Raw genomic sequence first — 14,394 nt, 5'->3', positions numbered from 1 at the left:
GTTATTGCATCAACGTTATTGCATAAACGGGCCCCAGGATGGCTCGCGTACGCTGCCCCCCTGAACGGACAGGACCTGCCGAGTGCGACCATCGGTCGATACTGCGGCCAACACGCCACGGCCGTTCACCTGAGTGGCGTAAAGAATGTACTGACCATTCGCCGCGAAGCTCGGCGATTCGTCATGCGAGGTGTCCGTCAGGCCCGTGGCAGTTCCGCCTTGCAGGTCCTGGATGTACAGCTTGAATGCACCGCCGACGCGCGAGATGTAGGCAAGCTCCTTGCCGTCAGGACTCACACGCGGGCTGGTGTTGTAGCTGCCCGTAAACGTGACGCGTTGCGCGTTGCCCGCGCTTTCACCTTGCGCCGGCATCTTGTAGATCTGCGGAGCGCCGCCGCGGTCGCTCGTGAAATAGATCCACTGACCGTCAGGAGAGTAGGTCGGCTCGGTGTCGATCGAGCTGCCCTGCGTCAGACGACGCAGACCGCTGCCGTCCGCGTTGACCGCGAAAATCTGCGTATTGCCGGTACGCGACAGCGCGACGGCGAGCGTGCGGCCATCCGGCGACCACGCCGGCGCGCTGTTGTTGCCCTTCTGGTCCGATACGACGATGCGCCGGCCGGTGGGCAGGTCGTGGATGTAGACAATCGGCTTTTTCTTCTCGAACGACACGTACGCGACCTTGGTGCCGTCCGGCGACCAGGCCGGCGAAATGATCGGCTCGGGGCTCGACAGCGCGATATGCGCGTCCTGGCCGTCCGAATCCGAGATCTGCAGCTGGTAGCGGTTGCCCGACTTGATCACATACGACAGGCGCGTCGCGAACACGCCGCGATTGCCCATCAGCTTGGCGTAGATGTAGTCCGCGACCTTGTGCGCGCTCATGCGCAGACCGCTCTCCGGGCTCACCAGCACGAGGCCGCCGAGGCTTTCGCCCTTGACCGTGTCGTACAGCTTGAAGCGCACTTCGTACTGGCCGTTCGGCAGGCGGTTCACGCTGCCCGCGACGAACGCGTTGGCGCCCTTCGCCTTCCATGCGCCGAAGTCGACGGAATCGGTCTCTGACACCGGCGTCGAGCCTGCGTCGATATTCGTGAATTTGCCGCTGCGTTGCAGGTCCTGACGCACGATCGTGCTGACCTGCTGCGGGGAGTTCGCTTCATTGGCGAAATTCGCCGTTGCGATCGGAAACTGGGTGGATCCGACGCCCGTCACGAGGACGTTGAGTTGTGCGTTGGCGGCGCCGCCGACGGCGATCAGGCACGTTGCCACGAGTGTTCGCAGGCCTAGCTTGGTCATCAAACTCATGCTGTATGGGTTCCTCAAAACGGTTTTACTTAATACTCGAAGACAGCAGACAGACCGGTAAACGGCTATTTCGTTCCCGCGCAACGCCGGCCTGGTGGGGCGCGGCGTTGGATGTCAGTGCGCTGTCAGCCTGCACATCAAGCCGCCGGCCGCAGCGTGATAGTGAAGTAGTCCGGCGTCTTGCCATTCACGTCCCGCGGCATCGGATCGGAGGCTTTCACCGCCCGCAACGCGGCGGCGTCCCACGCGGCGTTGCCGCTGCTGTGGGTAATGTTTGCGCTCAGCTGATTGCCGTCCGGCGAACAGCGCACGGCGATCACGGTCTCCAGACCTTCCGTTTCGCCGCCCCAGTTCACATGCTGAAGCACCAGCCGGCGCACCTTGTCCGCGTAACCCGGCGATGCCGCCGTGCCCCCGGAGCCGCTACCCGTTCCGCTCTTGCCCAGCCCGTTGCTGCTCGAACTGCTGCCGCCGACGCCGCCAGCCAGACCCTGCATTTGCGCCAGCCGCGCGCGACGGTCCGCATCGAGCTGCTTCTTCGCTTGTGCCGCCGCTTCGGCTTGCGCCTTCGCCTTCGCCGCCTTCTCGGCCTCAGCCTTCTTTTGCGCTTCCGCCTGAGCCTGTTTTTGCTGCTGCTCCTGCTGTTCCTTCAGTTGCTGCTGCTTCTGCTGCTCGGCGAGCTGCTGCTGCTTGAGCTTCTCGGCCTGCTGCTGTTGCTGTTGTTGCTGTTGCGCCTGTTGCTGCTTGAGCTTGGCGGCTTTCTGCGCCGCGAGTTGGGCCGCCTGTTCGGCCGCCAGTTGCTGCTGACGCTTCGCTTCCGCTTCCTGCTGCTCTTTCAGCTTCAACTGGCGCTGCTGTTCGGCCAATTGCGCGGCGCGAGCCGCTTCCTGCTGCTGACGCTTCTTTTCCTGCAGCGCGATGTCGGCCTGCTCGTCGCGCACGGGCGGGGCAGGGGCGACCGGCGCGGGCGGCGGCGTGACGACGGGATGCGGGATTGCCGAATCCGGCACCTCGGTCCACAGTTCCGCCTGCTCGCCCTCGGGCGTGCTGTTTTGCCACTGGATGCCGTGATAAAGAAAGAATCCGAGCAGCGCATGCATCACCAGCGCGAACAGAAAAGCTCGCCCGGTGCCGCGTTCACGCGGTGGCTGAAGCGGATATTCGGTGTTCTTGCGGATCATTGCGATTTGACAAGCAATCCAACGCGCTTGACGCCCTGAGCCTTCAACTCGGACATCACATTCATCACGACTTCGTACTTCACGGTTTTGTCGGCGGCGATCACGACGGGCTGATCCGGGTGCGATTGTGCCCGATCGGCGATGAAACCTTTGAGGCCAGCTTTCGTCATGTCTTCCTGCTGCTGCGTGCCGGAGTCGTCCTTGTACTTGACGCTCATGTTGCCGTCCGCGCGGATGTTGACGATCACGGGCGGCGTCTGCTGCTGCGGCGCGGCGCCGCCGACGGTCGGCAGATTGACGATCGACGGTGCGACGAGCGGCGCCGTGACCATGAAGATCACGAGCAGCACGAGCATCACGTCGATGTACGGCACGACGTTGATGTCGGCCATCGCGCGACGCGAGCGCGAGCCGCGCATGCTGGAGGAGCGGGAGCCTGCCATCGGGGCCTCCTTAGTGTGCCTGACGCTGCAGGATGTTCGAGAACTCTTCGATGAAGGTTTCGAAACGGATCGCCAGACGGTCGATGTCGTGCGCGTAGCGGTTGTAGGCGACCACTGCCGGAATCGCCGCGAACAGGCCGATCGCGGTGGCGGTCAGCGCCTCGGCGATGCCCGGCGCGACGTTCGCGAGCGTGGCCTGCTGCACGTTGGCGAGGCCGCGGAACGCATTCATGATCCCCCACACCGTGCCGAACAGACCGATATACGGGCTGACCGAACCGACCGACGCGAGGAACGCGAGGTTCGCTTCGAGCACGTCCATTTCGCGCTGGAACGATGCGCGCATCGCGCGCCGGGCACCGTCGAGGATCGCGCCGGCATCGTTCAGGCGTTTCTCTTTGCCTTTCAGGAATTCGCGCATGCCCGACTCGAAAATCCGCTCGAGCGCGCCGATCCTGTGGCGGTTGTTCGCGGCGCTCTGATACAGCGCCTGCAGGTCGCCGCCCGACCAGAAATCACGCTCGAAGCGTTCAGTTTGCGCGCGCGCCCGGCGAATCGCAAACCACTTGCGGAAGATGAAAGTCCAGGAGAGTAGCGACAGCAACAGCAGCAGAGCCATGACGGCCTGGGCCAGCAGGCTCGCGTTGAGTACGAGTGAAACGATCGACAGATCTTGTGTAGTGTTCATAAAGGTTCGTTTTAACGTCCCGGGAAGGGGGCGTCCGGCTGCAAAGCCGCTTCAAGCTTGCCGTGAGCAAAACGGAAGCTTCGGCGATATCGAAGCCGAACCATGCTTTGTATTACCTGACCGGTATGTGTTCGCTGGCCCCGTAACAACGAGGCGCAGGTATCGTCCGTTGACATGCCGCCGGGGTTCAGTCCGCGCTCTCGCCGACGCCCGGTCCGTGCCGCAGCGCGGCAAGAACCGAAGGCGGGATCGCGGCTGGCCGCAGCGTCGCGCGGTCCACACAGCCAACCCGGACCGACCCGCTGGCAAGCAACGTGCCTTCGCGCCAGGCTTCCTGCACGAAGTCTACCGAAGCTCGGCCAAGACGCTCGATCCGGCTGATAATTTTCACCAGATCGTCGAGCCGGGCCGGAGCCCGGTAATCGACCGCGGTACTGCGCACGATGAAAATCGCGTCGTTTTCTTCCGCAAGCCGATGCTGGTCGACGCCGCACGCGCGCAGCCATTCGGTGCGAGCCCGTTCGAAAAATTTCAGGTAATTGGCGTAAAACACGATGCCGCCGGCGTCGGTATCTTCGTAATACACGCGGATGGACCACGTATAGCCGATTTCCGTGCCTGGCTGGCTGGTCGACATATTCATGCGGCGCATTCTACCGGAACGCAAACTCCGGGGTCTGTTTCGAAGTGTGAGTTGCGCGTGGCGGGTGTCGGCGGCGATGGTGGCCGGCTTTGCCGGCCGCGCCGGGACTGGGGGAGCGGGATATCGGCGCGCCGCGAGAAAAAGCCAGCACGGTGACGGGCGGCGGCGCGACCAATGGAAGGGGCGGCTGTCGCCGCCCGCCTTCAAACTCAGCCGCGATGCACGGATAGACCCGCGAACGACTGTGCGACCGGCATCAGCTCGATCGTGTTGATGTTGACGTGGGCCGGGCGCGTGGCGATCCAGTAGATTGAATCGGCGATGTCTTCGGCCGTCAGCGGCTGCACGTTTTCGTAGACCTTGGCGGCCTTGTCGTCGTCGCCGCGATAGCGCACGTTCGAGAATTCGGTGCCGCCGCACAGACCCGGCTCGATGTCGGTCACGCGCAGCGCGGTGCCGGCGAGGTCGGCGCGCAGGTTCAGGCTGAACTGGCGCACGAACGCCTTGGTCGCGCCATACACGTTGCCGCCTGCGTACGGCCAGCGGCCCGCCACCGAACCAAGATTGAAGATGTGTCCGCGATTGCGCTCGACCATGCCGGGCAGCAGCGCATGCGTGACCTGCACGAGGCCCGTGCAATTGGTCTCGATCATGGTGTTCCATTCGTCGAGGCTCGCCTTGTGCGCCGGCTCGGTGCCGAGGGCGAGGCCGGCGTTGTTGACGAGCACGTCGATTGCGGCGAAGTCGGCCGGCAACGAGGCCGGCACGGCTTCGACGGCGGCGCGGTCGCGCACGTCGAGCTCGTACGGCAGCAGCGCGTCGCCGAGTTCGTCGGCGAGTGCCTGGAGACGGTCCTTGCGGCGAGCAGTGGCGACGACACGATGGCCGCCCTTGACGAACGAGCGGGCGATGGCAGCGCCGAAGCCGGCCGACGCTCCTGTGACAAACACGATCATTGCAGTTCCCTGGTCGGTAAGAGACAAAGGCCCCAAGCCTACTTCCAATGCCGCGCTGCGGCAAGGATCCACGAGCCGGATCGGCGGCTGCCGCGGCGGCGCGCAACGGGTGCGCGGCGCGGTCGGGGTGCTTTCGTCAGATGGTTGCGCAGCGGGGTCGCCAGACCGTCCGCAGGGCCCGCCAGCAGCCGCCGGAGCGCCCGCAAGTCGGTTGCCTATTCGGGCCTCTTCCAATACACTAACGCGCTCGACCCTGCGTGACTGGCGATAGAACCGAGTCGTCCGACTCAGCCGATTCAACCAATCGGGTTCAAGGTGGAACAACCCACCGTGAAGCGCAGGGTGCCGTTTTGCCGTTCGCCTGGGCAGCCGTGAACCGCGCGCATTAATCTGCGCTGACGGTGGCTGGCCTGCCTCGCGTATGCGGCGACTCTCCACTCGCCAAGTCAGGGCAAGCCTCGCCGCCCACAGCGCTGCGTACCCCGCTGTGTACCCTCTACGCAGGATTCGGCGCACGATCCGGTCAACCTGAAAACACTCAACGGAACCCGTATGTTTGACAGAGCCCAAAGCACCATCGCCAACGTCGATCCTGAACTCTGGAAGGTCATCGAGCAGGAAAACCGCCGTCAGGAAGAGCACATCGAACTGATCGCGTCGGAAAACTACACGAGCCCGGCCGTGATGGCCGCGCAAGGCTCGCAACTCACGAACAAGTACGCCGAAGGCTATCCCGGCAAGCGCTACTACGGCGGCTGCGAGTACGTCGACGTCGCCGAGCAGCTGGCGATCGACCGCGTGAAGCAGCTGTTCGGCGCCGAAGCCGCGAACGTGCAGCCGAACTCGGGCTCGCAGGCCAACCAGGGCGTGTTCTTCGCAATGCTCAAGCCGGGCGACACGATCATGGGCATGAGCCTCGCGCACGGCGGCCACCTCACGCACGGCTCGCCGGTCAACATGTCGGGCAAGTGGTTCAACGTGGTCAGCTACGGTCTGAATGAAGCCGAAGACATCGACTACGACGCTGCTGAAAAGCTCGCCCAGGAACACAAGCCGAAGCTGATCGTGGCGGGCGCATCCGCGTTTGCGCTGCGCATCGATTTCGAACGCATGTCGAAGATCGCGAAGTCGGTTGGCGCCTACTTCATGGTCGACATGGCGCACTACGCCGGTCTCGTCGCCGCGGGCGTTTATCCGAACCCCGTGCCGCACGCCGACTTCGTTACCACCACCACGCACAAGAGCCTGCGCGGCCCGCGCGGCGGCGTGATCCTGATGAAGGCCGAGTTCGAGAAGCCGATCAACTCGGCGATTTTCCCAGGCATACAGGGCGGTCCGCTGATGCACGTGATCGCCGCGAAGGCCGTCGCGTTCAAGGAAGCGCTGTCGCCGGAATTCAAGGCTTATCAGCAGCAGGTCGTCGAGAACGCGCGGGTGCTCGCTGAAACGCTGGTCAAGCGCGGTCTGCGCATCGTGTCGGGCCGCACGGAGAGCCACGTGATGCTGGTCGACCTGCGTGCGAAGAAGATCACCGGCAAGGCTGCGGAAGCGGCACTCGGCGCGGCGCACATCACGGTCAACAAGAACGCGATCCCGAACGATCCGGAAAAGCCGTTCGTCACTTCGGGTATCCGCCTCGGTTCGCCGGCCATGACCACGCGCGGCTTCGGCGTAAAGGAAGCCGAGCAGGTCGGCAACCTGATCGCCGACGTGCTGGACAACCCGGATGATGCAGCGACGATCGAGCGCGTGCACGCGCAAGTCGCCGAGCTGACCCAGCGCTTCCCGGTTTACGGCTAAGCCGTCATGCATTGCCCCTTCTGCCGCCACGCCGATACGCAGGTCGTCGACTCGCGCGTATCCGAAGACGGCGCGACGATTCGCCGGCGCCGCCGCTGCCCGGCCTGCGACAAGCGTTTCACGACGTATGAGCGGGTCGAGCTGGCGTTGCCGTCGGTCGTCAAGAAGGATGGCACGCGCACGGAATTCGATCGCCGCAAGATCGTCGCGAGCATGCAACTGGCGCTGCGCAAGCGCCCAGTTGCGGTGGATGCGATTGAAGCGGCGGTCGCCCGCATCGAGTATCAGCTGCTCGGCAGCGGCGAGCGCGAGGTGCGTAGCGAGCGCCTCGGCGAACTCGTGATGAACGAGTTGCGCGCGCTCGACACAATCGCTTACGTCCGCTTCGCCTCCGTATACCGGCGCTTCGAAGACGTCTCCGAATTCGAGGACGTGATCGAGGAATTTCGCCGCGCCTCTTCCCCGCCCAAGCCTTCCCGCAAGCGCTGAGCGCGCGCGTGCCGCAGCTGAGCTGCGGTCATTCGCATCCATCGCCTCGCGCATTTCGCGCTTTTCTTCACGCATCGCTTCTCCCGCCTTCGTGATCGATCGTCACGTGCATTGTTGCGTGCGCTGACGTCTGAATGCCACCTGGCCATTCGGACGATGGTCGGCGCGCTCGCAAATCGCTAGATTGGCTGCATCCGTTCGAAACGCTCAGGGATGCAGATGAAAATCAAGGGAACTCGCCGGCCATCGCGCGCCGGTTTCACGCTCGTCGAGACGCTGGCGGTGATAGCGCTGGTGATGCTGATGGCGGTGATGGCGATGCCGTCGTTCGCCGCATGGCATATGCGAGATCAGGTCGACGCGCGCTCGAAGGCGCTGCTGTCCACCTTCGCCTACGCGCGCAGCGAGGCGCTGCGGCGCGGCGCGCGCATCACGGTGTGTCGCGTCGATGCCGCGCGCGTCTGTCTTGCGTCGGGCCAACCCTGCGCCGACGGCGTCGCCGACTGGGCCTGTGGTTGGGCCGTATTCGCCGAACGCGGCGGCAAGCCGGCGTTGTTGCGCGCGCAGCCGGCGCTCGCGGCGGTGAGCATCGCCGGCGTGCAGACGGATATGACGTTCACGCCGCCTGCAGGGCAACTGATCGGCGCGTTCCGAAGTTTCGATATCGCGCCGCGCAGCCCATCGAAGTCGATGCAGGGAAACCCGTGGCGGCGCTGCATCAGTGTCGCGGCAGGAGGTCGCGCGCGGATCTCAGAAGGCGCTTGCGGAGCGACGTCATGAGACGGCCCACATTCCACATCCGTTTGCGTGCGCAAGCGTCGGCATGTGGCGGCAGTTCGTTGATCGAGGTGATGCTGGCGGTCGCGTTGGTCGCGGTGAGCGCGCTGGGGTTGATCGCGGCTCAGGTGTGGACCGCACGTGAAGCGCACGCGATGTCGCTGCGCGAGAGCGCCACGTGGATAGCCGACTCGATCGCCGAAGCGACGCGCACGCCTTCCGTGGGCAATGCCGCACTCGATCAATCGAGCGGGTGGGCGAGTGTTCTACTGCCGCAAGGCGACGCATCGATCGGCGAGAGCAGCGCGGTCGCGTCGGCGCGCGTGACGTGGGCGTCCGTGCGGGATCGGCCCATTGCGGGCGATGGGATCGGGCCGCCGGCGGAGCCTTGCGGCGACATCGATGCACCGGCCGGATCGTCGTGTGTCGCGTTGGCGTTCGCGAAATGAAGCGGCCGCATCGCCCACGCGGTCACACGCTGGTCGAATTCCTGATCGCGATGGCGCTCGGGCTGATCGTGACCGCGGGCGCCGTGTCTCTTTACACGGCGCAGCGCAACGCGTTCGTGCAGGCGAGCAACGCGACCCGGATTCGCGAAGCCGGCTTGACCGCGCTGACGCTGATCGGCCAGCAATTGCAGATGGCCGGCTTCGTCCCTGCCGACGTCGTTGGCTATAACGCGGCGCCTGCGCTGTTCGGCTGCTCGGGCGGTCGCCCGACCGGCGCCGACGACAACCTCGCTTGCACCACGTTGAGTACCGGCTCCGATGGCGTCGCGATCCGTTACGTCGCAGACGTCGTATCGACGTGGCCATCGTCGAGCGGGCAGATCACCGACCGTGTCGGCCAGGCCGTCAAGAGCAGCGATGCAGTCCTTGGCGATCAGGGCGCGCCGGTGGTCAATCGGTACTTCGCCAACCTCAGCGGCTCGACCGGCGAGCCGGAGCTTTACTGCGTCGGCAGCGGCAATGCGGGGTCCGCGCAGCCGCTGGTCGAAGGCGTCGAGCGCGTGCGGTTGCGTTACTGGCTGGGCGGGTCGGCCAATGCTGTGAATGCGTCGGCCGTCGCGGCGGATCAATGGACGAACGTCGTCGCGGTGGATGTCTGCGTGCTGGTGCGCGGCGCGCCGCAAGGACGGCGCTCTAAGTACGTCGACTGCGATGGCGTGAGTACGCTCGGCAGCGACTTGCGGCCTCGACAGGCGTTTTCGCGCAGGGTGGCGCTGCGCAATCGCGCGGAGGTGTCGTCGTGACAAACCGTGACTCAGCAACGCAACGCTGCCGCGCCTACGACATATGCGGCGGGGCAAGTGGAAAAGCGAAACGCTTAGGTAGGCGAAGTTGTCGGGACGGTGTCCGACGCACACATCAACGCGGTGTCGTGCTAGCTATCGTGCTGTTGATCTCGGCCATGATGCTCGCCACGTCCGCGATCTGGTTCGAAACATCGCTCGCGGCCGCTCGCGCGGCGACCAATACGCGCGACTATCTGCAGGCTTTCCATGCGGCCGATTCGGCGTTGAGCTTGTGCGCGCGCAAGGTGCAATCGGCACCTGGCGACGCGCCCAATGGGCCGCTCTCATCCGGCGAGCCGGCTCAATGGAGGCTTGAAGCCGCGTTCGACGCAGGCGCCATCACGCCTGTGCCGCAATGGCCGGGATCATCGCGTGCGCCGCAATGCCTGATCGAGCCTTGGCGTCTCTCGACTCGACCGAACGCGAGCGCTTATCTGCTCACCGCGCGCGGCTTCGGGCAGAGCGGCGAGTCACAGGTCTGGTTGCAGATGGAGCTGGTGACCGAGGATGGCGCGATCGAGCGTCATTGGCGGCGCGTTGCCGCGAGACCATTCTGAGGAACGCACCCACTGGACACGTATGAAAAGGCCCAACACATCCGCATTCACGCTGCTCGAACTAGTGATCGCGCTCGCGATTGCCGCCACGCTCGCCGCGTTTGCGATCCCTTCGTATCGAAGCCACATCGCGCGCACCCATCGCATCGACGCGGCGTCGGCGTTATATCGGGCGGCGCAATTCGTCGAGGCCGCGGCGAGCGATGGCGTGCCGGCCTTGCCACCGGGCATCGATCAGGCGCCGCAGTTCGGCGCGCCGGTGTATCGCGTGCGCGTGCTGCCCGCCGACGATACGAACGGCGGCTATTCGATCGAAGCGGGTCCAGCGGAAGCGGGCCCGATGCGCGATGACCCGTGCGGCACGTTCACGCTGGACGCGACAGGTCAGCGAGGCAATAGAAACGACACGAGCGGCGCGACGCCCACGAGCAGCGAATGCTGGAATACGGGTTAGCGGGTGAATTGAAAACCGACGCGCGCAGCCTTGCGAGCGAGACATCCGATAGTTCGCAGATCGCAGCCACTCGCCGCGGCCAGGACCTCAATAGCCGCTTCTCGTCGAATCGGCCTGCTCTGCCGCCGACTGCGCCGTAGCGGAAGCCACCGCGGCAGCCCGCGCCGCCGCCGACTCGTTCTTCATCTGTTGCCAGATCCGGAACGCTTCCCACGCGCCGAGCGCAAGGCTGCCCCACTTGAGCGCGGGCCTCGCGCTCCTGACGACCGTCGCGCGCAGCGGTTTGGCGAGCAGCAGCGAAACGACCGAACTGATGAACGGGTACTGCTTGAGCAATGCGCCGATCGTCCCCGCGTTGAGCACGCTTGCCTTGGCCCCTTTGCCGACACGCACGCCGCCGAAGCCGGGGATCACGAACCTGAGCCAGCTGAAATGCGTGACGGCCTGGCGCAGTTCGAAGGTGGCCTGCGCGAGCTCGACGCGTTCGACATCCGCGCGCACGAGCAGCAATTCCTTGCGCAGCGCCCGCAGATGCGGGGCGCTCAGATCCTTCGACGGATGGCGCTTGTTACGAAAGGCTGTATCGGGACGGGATGGGCTCATGGCGTGTCGGCGGGAGTGGAGGTGAGGCGATGGATCGGATGCAGACAAACTTGCCCATCAGTTGCGGCTGCGAAACGCTTCGCGATCCTTTTCGAACTCGGCGAGGGTCGCTTCGAATACCAGCGGCGCATTGCGCAAACCGCTGCGCGCCTTCAGCGCACAGGCGAGCCCAGCAATCGCGTAGACCGCGGTGATGCCGGCAAGCGCCTGCCATCGGTAGGTGTCCCAGAAGGCAATGGCGACGAGTGCGGTCAACGCGATCAAGGCCATCGTGGCGAGCATCATCGCGGCAAGGCCGAGAAACAGCACGCCGAGCAGGCGGTCTTTTTCCTCGGCGAGTTCGATGCCCACCAGTTCGAGCCGCGTCTGCAGAATCGCAAACACGGAACTGAGAATACGGCGCAACGGGCTGTGTTCTGCGCGCTGCGAGTGTGTTTCGGTCGTCATGGCTGTGGGCGTTGCGCGTGAGGGCCTGGCCAGCGCGCGCGCGCGCCAGCAGAAGGGGACCGGCGAGGCTCGCGCCGGTCCGCCCGTATCGCCGGTGCGCCGGGCATGCCTGCTCCGGCGGACTCACCGGCCTTTACTTGCGATTGATCAGCAGACCGACCACCATGCCGATGCCGGCGGCGATGCCGATGGACGCCCACGGATGTTCGTGCACGTAGTCGTCGGTAGCGCGGGCAGCCTTCTTCCCTTTTTCAACGACCACGACCTGAACGTCGGCTGCTTTTTCTTTCGCCTGCTTCAGGCGCGTCAGCGCGGTCTCGCGCAGTTCGGACGCGCGTTCGCCGGTAGCGCTCGCGGCCTGTTTCAGCAGGTCTTCAGCGTCCGCGAGGACGGTTTTGATATCCGACATCAATCTCTCCTTGTTGACTTCCGACATTGACAGCTCCCTTTGTCTCACGCTACGCGTAAATCGTAACCAAAGAAACGGTCGCTGGCGAGCCTAGTGCCGGTTGCAGGCCGCCGACGCACGATCCGTTCCCGGCAGCGCGTGGCGACACCAGGTTGAGGGCACTTTGCTCCAGACCAGTATCGGATTGAGTTGATCTGTCCCGCAAAGTTTCCATCAAACGGGAGAAAATTACAAAAACGCATAAAGTACTGACGCGATCTTGGTTCGCCATGTACCACCGCGGCCTTATGCTTTATCTTGACGGGCCGTCGCGCGCACACGCCCGCGACCTTATCTGGATACGTTCCGAATACCTACAGGAGATGCACTATGAGTCTACGTCTTGGCGACATTGCGCCGGATTTCGAACAGGAGTCGAGCATTGGCCGTATCAGTTTTCATGACTGGCTCGGCAATAGCTGGGGCGTGCTGTTCTCGCATCCTGCCGACTTCACGCCGGTCTGCACGACCGAGCTGGGCCTGACCGCGAAGCTTGCAAGCGAGTTCGAAAAGCGCAACGTGAAGACGATCGCGTTGTCGGTAGACAGCGCGGAGTCGCACAAGGAGTGGATCAAGGACATCAACGAGACGCAGGCCGCCAACGTCGGTTTTCCGATTCTCGCGGACGGCGATCGCAAGGTCTCCCAGCTTTACGACATGATTCATCCGAACGCGAACGAAACGTTCACCGTGCGTTCGCTGTTCGTCATCGATCCGAATAAGAAGGTGCGTTTGATCATCACGTATCCGGCGAGTACCGGCCGCAATTTCGACGAAGTGCTGCGCGTGATCGATTCGCTGCAACTGACCGACAGCCACTCGGTCGCGACGCCGGGCAACTGGAAGCAGGGCGATGACGTCGTGATCGTGCCGTCGCTGAAGGACGAAGAACTGATCAAGCAGAAATTCCCGAAGGGCTACAAGGCACTGCGTCCGTACCTGCGCATGACGCCGCAGCCGAACCAGTAAGGTGCGCAGCATCGAACAGAAAAGCCGGATCGAATGAACCGGCTTTTTTTGCACCATCGGAACGCCAGCATCGGCATCAGAAGAACGCCTGAATACCTGTCTGCGCACGGCCGAGGATCAGCGCATGAACGTCGTGGGTGCCTTCGTAGGTGTTGACGACCTCGAGGTTCACCAGATGGCGGGCAACGCCGAACTCGTCCGAAATACCGTTGCCACCGAGCATGTCGCGCGCGAGGCGGGCGATGTCGAGCGCTTTGCCGCACGAATTGCGCTTCATGATCGACGTGATTTCGGTGGCGGCCGTGCCTTCGTCCTTCATGCGGCCGAGGCGCAGCACGCCTTGCAGCCCGAGCGTGATTTCGGTTTGCATATCGGCGAGCTTCTTCTGGATCAACTGGTTCGCGGCAAGCGGCCGGCCGAACTGCTTGCGATCGAGCACGTACTGCCGCGCGATGTGCCAGCATGCTTCGGCCGCGCCGAGCGCGCCCCAAGCGATGCCGTAGCGCGCCGAGTTCAGACACGTGAACGGACCGCGCAGGCCGCTGACGCCCGGCATGATGTTCTCTTCCGGCACGAACACATCGTCGAGCACGATTTCACCGGTGATCGACGCGCGCAGCCCGATCTTGCCGTGGATCGCCGGCGCCGACAGACCCTTCCAGCCCTTCTCGAGAATAAAGCCGCGGATGTGGTCCTTGCCGTTTTCCTCGAGCTTCGCCCACACGACGAACACGTCGGCGATCGGCGAATTGGTGATCCACATCTTCGAGCCCGACAGCGAATAGCCGCCATTGACCTTCTTCGCGCGCGTGACCATGCTGCCCGGATCGGAGCCGTGGTTCGGCTCGGTCAGGCCGAAGCAGCCGATCCACTCGCCGCGCGCGAGCTTCGGCAGGTATTTTTCCTTCTGCGCGTCCGAGCCGAACTCGTAAATCGGCACCATCACCAGCGACGACTGCACCGACATCATCGAGCGATAGCCGGAGTCGACACGTTCGACTTCACGCGCGATCAGCCCATACGCGACATAGTTCAGACCGGGGCCGCCGTACTGTTCGGGAATCGTCGGGCCGAGCAGGCCGAGTTCGCCCATTTCGCGAAAGATCCCGACATCGGTCTTTTCATGGCGGAACGCTTCGAGCACGCGCGGCAGCAGCTTGTCCTGCGAGTAGGCCGCGGCGGCGTCGCGCACCATGCGTTCGTCTTCGGTCAACTGCTGACCCAGCAGCAACGGATCTTCCCAGTGAAACTGCGCGGCTACGGCCATGACGTATCTCCTGATTTCACGCTCAGAACAAGCTTGACTTGGGTTCCGCCTTGCGAAACAATGTTTTGCA

18 protein-coding genes and 1 riboswitch are annotated in these 14,394 nt (G+C 64.1%); of the genes, 8 read left to right on the top strand and 10 right to left on the bottom strand.

Annotation, left to right across the window (positions count from 1 at the left end; all coding sequences use genetic code 11):
• Positions 1–15: 15 nt before the first annotated feature.
• The 6 genes from tolB to ydfG form a co-directional block, all read right to left on the bottom strand.
• Positions 16–1,308, bottom strand: a complete 1,293-nt coding sequence (gene tolB / locus AB3X86_RS01450; RefSeq protein ID WP_368594663.1) for a Tol-Pal system beta propeller repeat protein TolB — start codon at positions 1,306–1,308, stop codon at positions 16–18.
• Positions 1,309–1,445: 137 nt separating this feature from the next.
• Complete coding sequence (tolA, locus tag AB3X86_RS01445; protein ID WP_176367635.1) at positions 1,446–2,489, bottom strand: cell envelope integrity protein TolA; 1,044 nt, start codon at positions 2,487–2,489, stop codon at positions 1,446–1,448.
• Positions 2,486–2,932 carry a protein TolR gene (gene tolR / locus AB3X86_RS01440; protein ID WP_013088523.1) on the bottom strand — a complete coding sequence of 149 codons (447 nt, stop codon included), beginning with the start codon at positions 2,930–2,932 and terminating at the stop codon, positions 2,486–2,488. Before tolR ends, tolA begins: the two co-directional genes overlap by 4 nt.
• 10 nt (positions 2,933–2,942) lie before the next feature.
• On the bottom strand, positions 2,943–3,620 hold the full coding sequence (tolQ, locus tag AB3X86_RS01435; protein ID WP_176109470.1) for a protein TolQ: 678 nt from the start codon (positions 3,618–3,620) through the stop codon (positions 2,943–2,945).
• A gap of 187 nt (positions 3,621–3,807) precedes the next feature.
• Entirely contained in the window at positions 3,808–4,272 is a 465-nt protein-coding gene (ybgC, locus tag AB3X86_RS01430; protein ID WP_368588596.1) for a tol-pal system-associated acyl-CoA thioesterase, read from the bottom strand.
• 200 nt (positions 4,273–4,472) lie between these two features.
• Positions 4,473–5,219, bottom strand: coding sequence for a bifunctional NADP-dependent 3-hydroxy acid dehydrogenase/3-hydroxypropionate dehydrogenase YdfG (gene ydfG / locus AB3X86_RS01425; protein WP_176122515.1), 747 nt, complete (start codon positions 5,217–5,219; stop codon positions 4,473–4,475).
• 247 nt (positions 5,220–5,466) lie between these two features.
• A riboswitch (ZMP/ZTP riboswitch) is annotated at positions 5,467–5,593 on the top strand.
• A 178-nt stretch (positions 5,594–5,771) separates the two neighbouring features.
• Between ydfG and glyA the strand changes: the two genes are divergently transcribed.
• The 7 genes from glyA to AB3X86_RS01390 all read left to right on the top strand — a co-directional run bounded on the left by glyA (position 5,772) and on the right by AB3X86_RS01390 (position 10,590).
• Entirely contained in the window at positions 5,772–7,019 is a 1,248-nt protein-coding gene (glyA, locus tag AB3X86_RS01420; RefSeq protein WP_368594662.1) for a serine hydroxymethyltransferase, read from the top strand.
• Positions 7,020–7,025: 6 nt separating this feature from the next.
• Positions 7,026–7,508 carry a transcriptional regulator NrdR gene (gene nrdR, locus AB3X86_RS01415; RefSeq protein WP_008919734.1) on the top strand — a complete coding sequence of 161 codons (483 nt, stop codon included), beginning with the start codon at positions 7,026–7,028 and terminating at the stop codon, positions 7,506–7,508.
• A 213-nt stretch (positions 7,509–7,721) separates the two neighbouring features.
• Positions 7,722–8,288 (top strand): GspH/FimT family pseudopilin, encoded by a 567-nt coding sequence (locus AB3X86_RS01410; RefSeq protein WP_176122517.1) that lies wholly within the window; start codon positions 7,722–7,724, stop codon positions 8,286–8,288.
• Positions 8,285–8,734, top strand: a complete 450-nt coding sequence (locus tag AB3X86_RS01405) for a hypothetical protein (protein WP_368594661.1) — start codon at positions 8,285–8,287, stop codon at positions 8,732–8,734. The genes AB3X86_RS01410 and AB3X86_RS01405 overlap by 4 nt, the downstream gene beginning before the upstream one ends.
• Complete coding sequence (locus AB3X86_RS01400) at positions 8,731–9,537, top strand: PilW family protein (protein ID WP_368594660.1); 807 nt, start codon at positions 8,731–8,733, stop codon at positions 9,535–9,537. The genes AB3X86_RS01405 and AB3X86_RS01400 overlap by 4 nt, the downstream gene beginning before the upstream one ends.
• 158 nt (positions 9,538–9,695) lie before the next feature.
• Positions 9,696–10,136: a hypothetical protein gene (locus AB3X86_RS01395; RefSeq protein WP_368594993.1), complete on the top strand. Its 441-nt coding sequence runs from the start codon at positions 9,696–9,698 to the stop codon at positions 10,134–10,136.
• Between the two features lie 22 nt (positions 10,137–10,158).
• A complete protein-coding gene (locus AB3X86_RS01390; RefSeq protein WP_368594659.1) occupies positions 10,159–10,590 on the top strand; it encodes a type IV pilin protein in 432 nt (143 codons plus the stop codon).
• A gap of 87 nt (positions 10,591–10,677) precedes the next feature.
• Here the strand turns inward: AB3X86_RS01390 and AB3X86_RS01385 are convergent, their stop codons facing one another.
• The 3 genes from AB3X86_RS01385 to AB3X86_RS01375 form a co-directional block, all read right to left on the bottom strand.
• Complete coding sequence (locus tag AB3X86_RS01385) at positions 10,678–11,193, bottom strand: DUF3318 domain-containing protein (RefSeq protein WP_368594658.1); 516 nt, start codon at positions 11,191–11,193, stop codon at positions 10,678–10,680.
• Positions 11,194–11,250: 57 nt separating this feature from the next.
• Complete coding sequence (locus tag AB3X86_RS01380) at positions 11,251–11,640, bottom strand: phage holin family protein (RefSeq protein WP_176122523.1); 390 nt, start codon at positions 11,638–11,640, stop codon at positions 11,251–11,253.
• Between the two features lie 133 nt (positions 11,641–11,773).
• The gene (locus tag AB3X86_RS01375; protein WP_026227987.1) at positions 11,774–12,076 is read right to left on the bottom strand and encodes a YqjD family protein; all 303 of its coding nucleotides are present in this window, start codon (positions 12,074–12,076) and stop codon (positions 11,774–11,776) included.
• 342 nt (positions 12,077–12,418) lie between these two features.
• Between AB3X86_RS01375 and AB3X86_RS01370 the strand changes: the two genes are divergently transcribed.
• Complete coding sequence (locus tag AB3X86_RS01370; RefSeq protein ID WP_368594657.1) at positions 12,419–13,057, top strand: peroxiredoxin; 639 nt, start codon at positions 12,419–12,421, stop codon at positions 13,055–13,057.
• A 76-nt stretch (positions 13,058–13,133) separates the two neighbouring features.
• On the opposite strand, the gene AB3X86_RS01365 is transcribed toward AB3X86_RS01370, so the two are convergent.
• On the bottom strand, positions 13,134–14,324 hold the full coding sequence (locus tag AB3X86_RS01365) for an acyl-CoA dehydrogenase (protein WP_368594656.1): 1,191 nt from the start codon (positions 14,322–14,324) through the stop codon (positions 13,134–13,136).
• Positions 14,325–14,394: the final 70 nt, after the last annotated feature.

It is taken from the genome of Paraburkholderia sp. BR14374 (genome assembly GCF_040948685.1).
Lineage (GTDB): Bacteria > Pseudomonadota > Gammaproteobacteria > Burkholderiales > Burkholderiaceae > Paraburkholderia > Paraburkholderia youngii.
The sequence above is the reverse complement of the archived record's forward strand: the minus strand, read 5'-3'. Positions and strand labels throughout refer to the sequence as shown.

Bases quoted from the DNA above. Each gene is read 5' to 3' on its own strand.
- AB3X86_RS01385 (WP_368594658.1), bottom strand. From the start codon at position 11,193: ATGAGCCCATCCCGTCCCGATACAGCCTTTCGTAACAAGCGCCATCCG.
- tolB (WP_368594663.1), bottom strand. From the start codon at position 1,308: ATGAGTTTGATGACCAAGCTAGGCCTGCGAACACTCGTGGCAACGTGC.
- AB3X86_RS01405 (WP_368594661.1), top strand. From the start codon at position 8,285: ATGAGACGGCCCACATTCCACATCCGTTTGCGTGCGCAAGCGTCGGCA.
- AB3X86_RS01365 (WP_368594656.1), bottom strand. From the start codon at position 14,324: ATGGCCGTAGCCGCGCAGTTTCACTGGGAAGATCCGTTGCTGCTGGGT.
- tolR (WP_013088523.1), bottom strand. From the start codon at position 2,932: ATGGCAGGCTCCCGCTCCTCCAGCATGCGCGGCTCGCGCTCGCGTCGC.
- AB3X86_RS01390 (WP_368594659.1), top strand. From the start codon at position 10,159: ATGAAAAGGCCCAACACATCCGCATTCACGCTGCTCGAACTAGTGATC.
- AB3X86_RS01400 (WP_368594660.1), top strand. From the start codon at position 8,731: ATGAAGCGGCCGCATCGCCCACGCGGTCACACGCTGGTCGAATTCCTG.
- ydfG (WP_176122515.1), bottom strand. From the start codon at position 5,219: ATGATCGTGTTTGTCACAGGAGCGTCGGCCGGCTTCGGCGCTGCCATC.
- AB3X86_RS01380 (WP_176122523.1), bottom strand. From the start codon at position 11,640: ATGACGACCGAAACACACTCGCAGCGCGCAGAACACAGCCCGTTGCGC.
- ybgC (WP_368588596.1), bottom strand. From the start codon at position 4,272: ATGCGCCGCATGAATATGTCGACCAGCCAGCCAGGCACGGAAATCGGC.
- AB3X86_RS01375 (WP_026227987.1), bottom strand. From the start codon at position 12,076: ATGTCGGAAGTCAACAAGGAGAGATTGATGTCGGATATCAAAACCGTC.
- AB3X86_RS01395 (WP_368594993.1), top strand. From the start codon at position 9,696: ATGATGCTCGCCACGTCCGCGATCTGGTTCGAAACATCGCTCGCGGCC.
- nrdR (WP_008919734.1), top strand. From the start codon at position 7,026: ATGCATTGCCCCTTCTGCCGCCACGCCGATACGCAGGTCGTCGACTCG.
- AB3X86_RS01410 (WP_176122517.1), top strand. From the start codon at position 7,722: ATGCAGATGAAAATCAAGGGAACTCGCCGGCCATCGCGCGCCGGTTTC.
- AB3X86_RS01370 (WP_368594657.1), top strand. From the start codon at position 12,419: ATGAGTCTACGTCTTGGCGACATTGCGCCGGATTTCGAACAGGAGTCG.
- tolQ (WP_176109470.1), bottom strand. From the start codon at position 3,620: ATGAACACTACACAAGATCTGTCGATCGTTTCACTCGTACTCAACGCG.
- glyA (WP_368594662.1), top strand. From the start codon at position 5,772: ATGTTTGACAGAGCCCAAAGCACCATCGCCAACGTCGATCCTGAACTC.
- tolA (WP_176367635.1), bottom strand. From the start codon at position 2,489: ATGATCCGCAAGAACACCGAATATCCGCTTCAGCCACCGCGTGAACGC.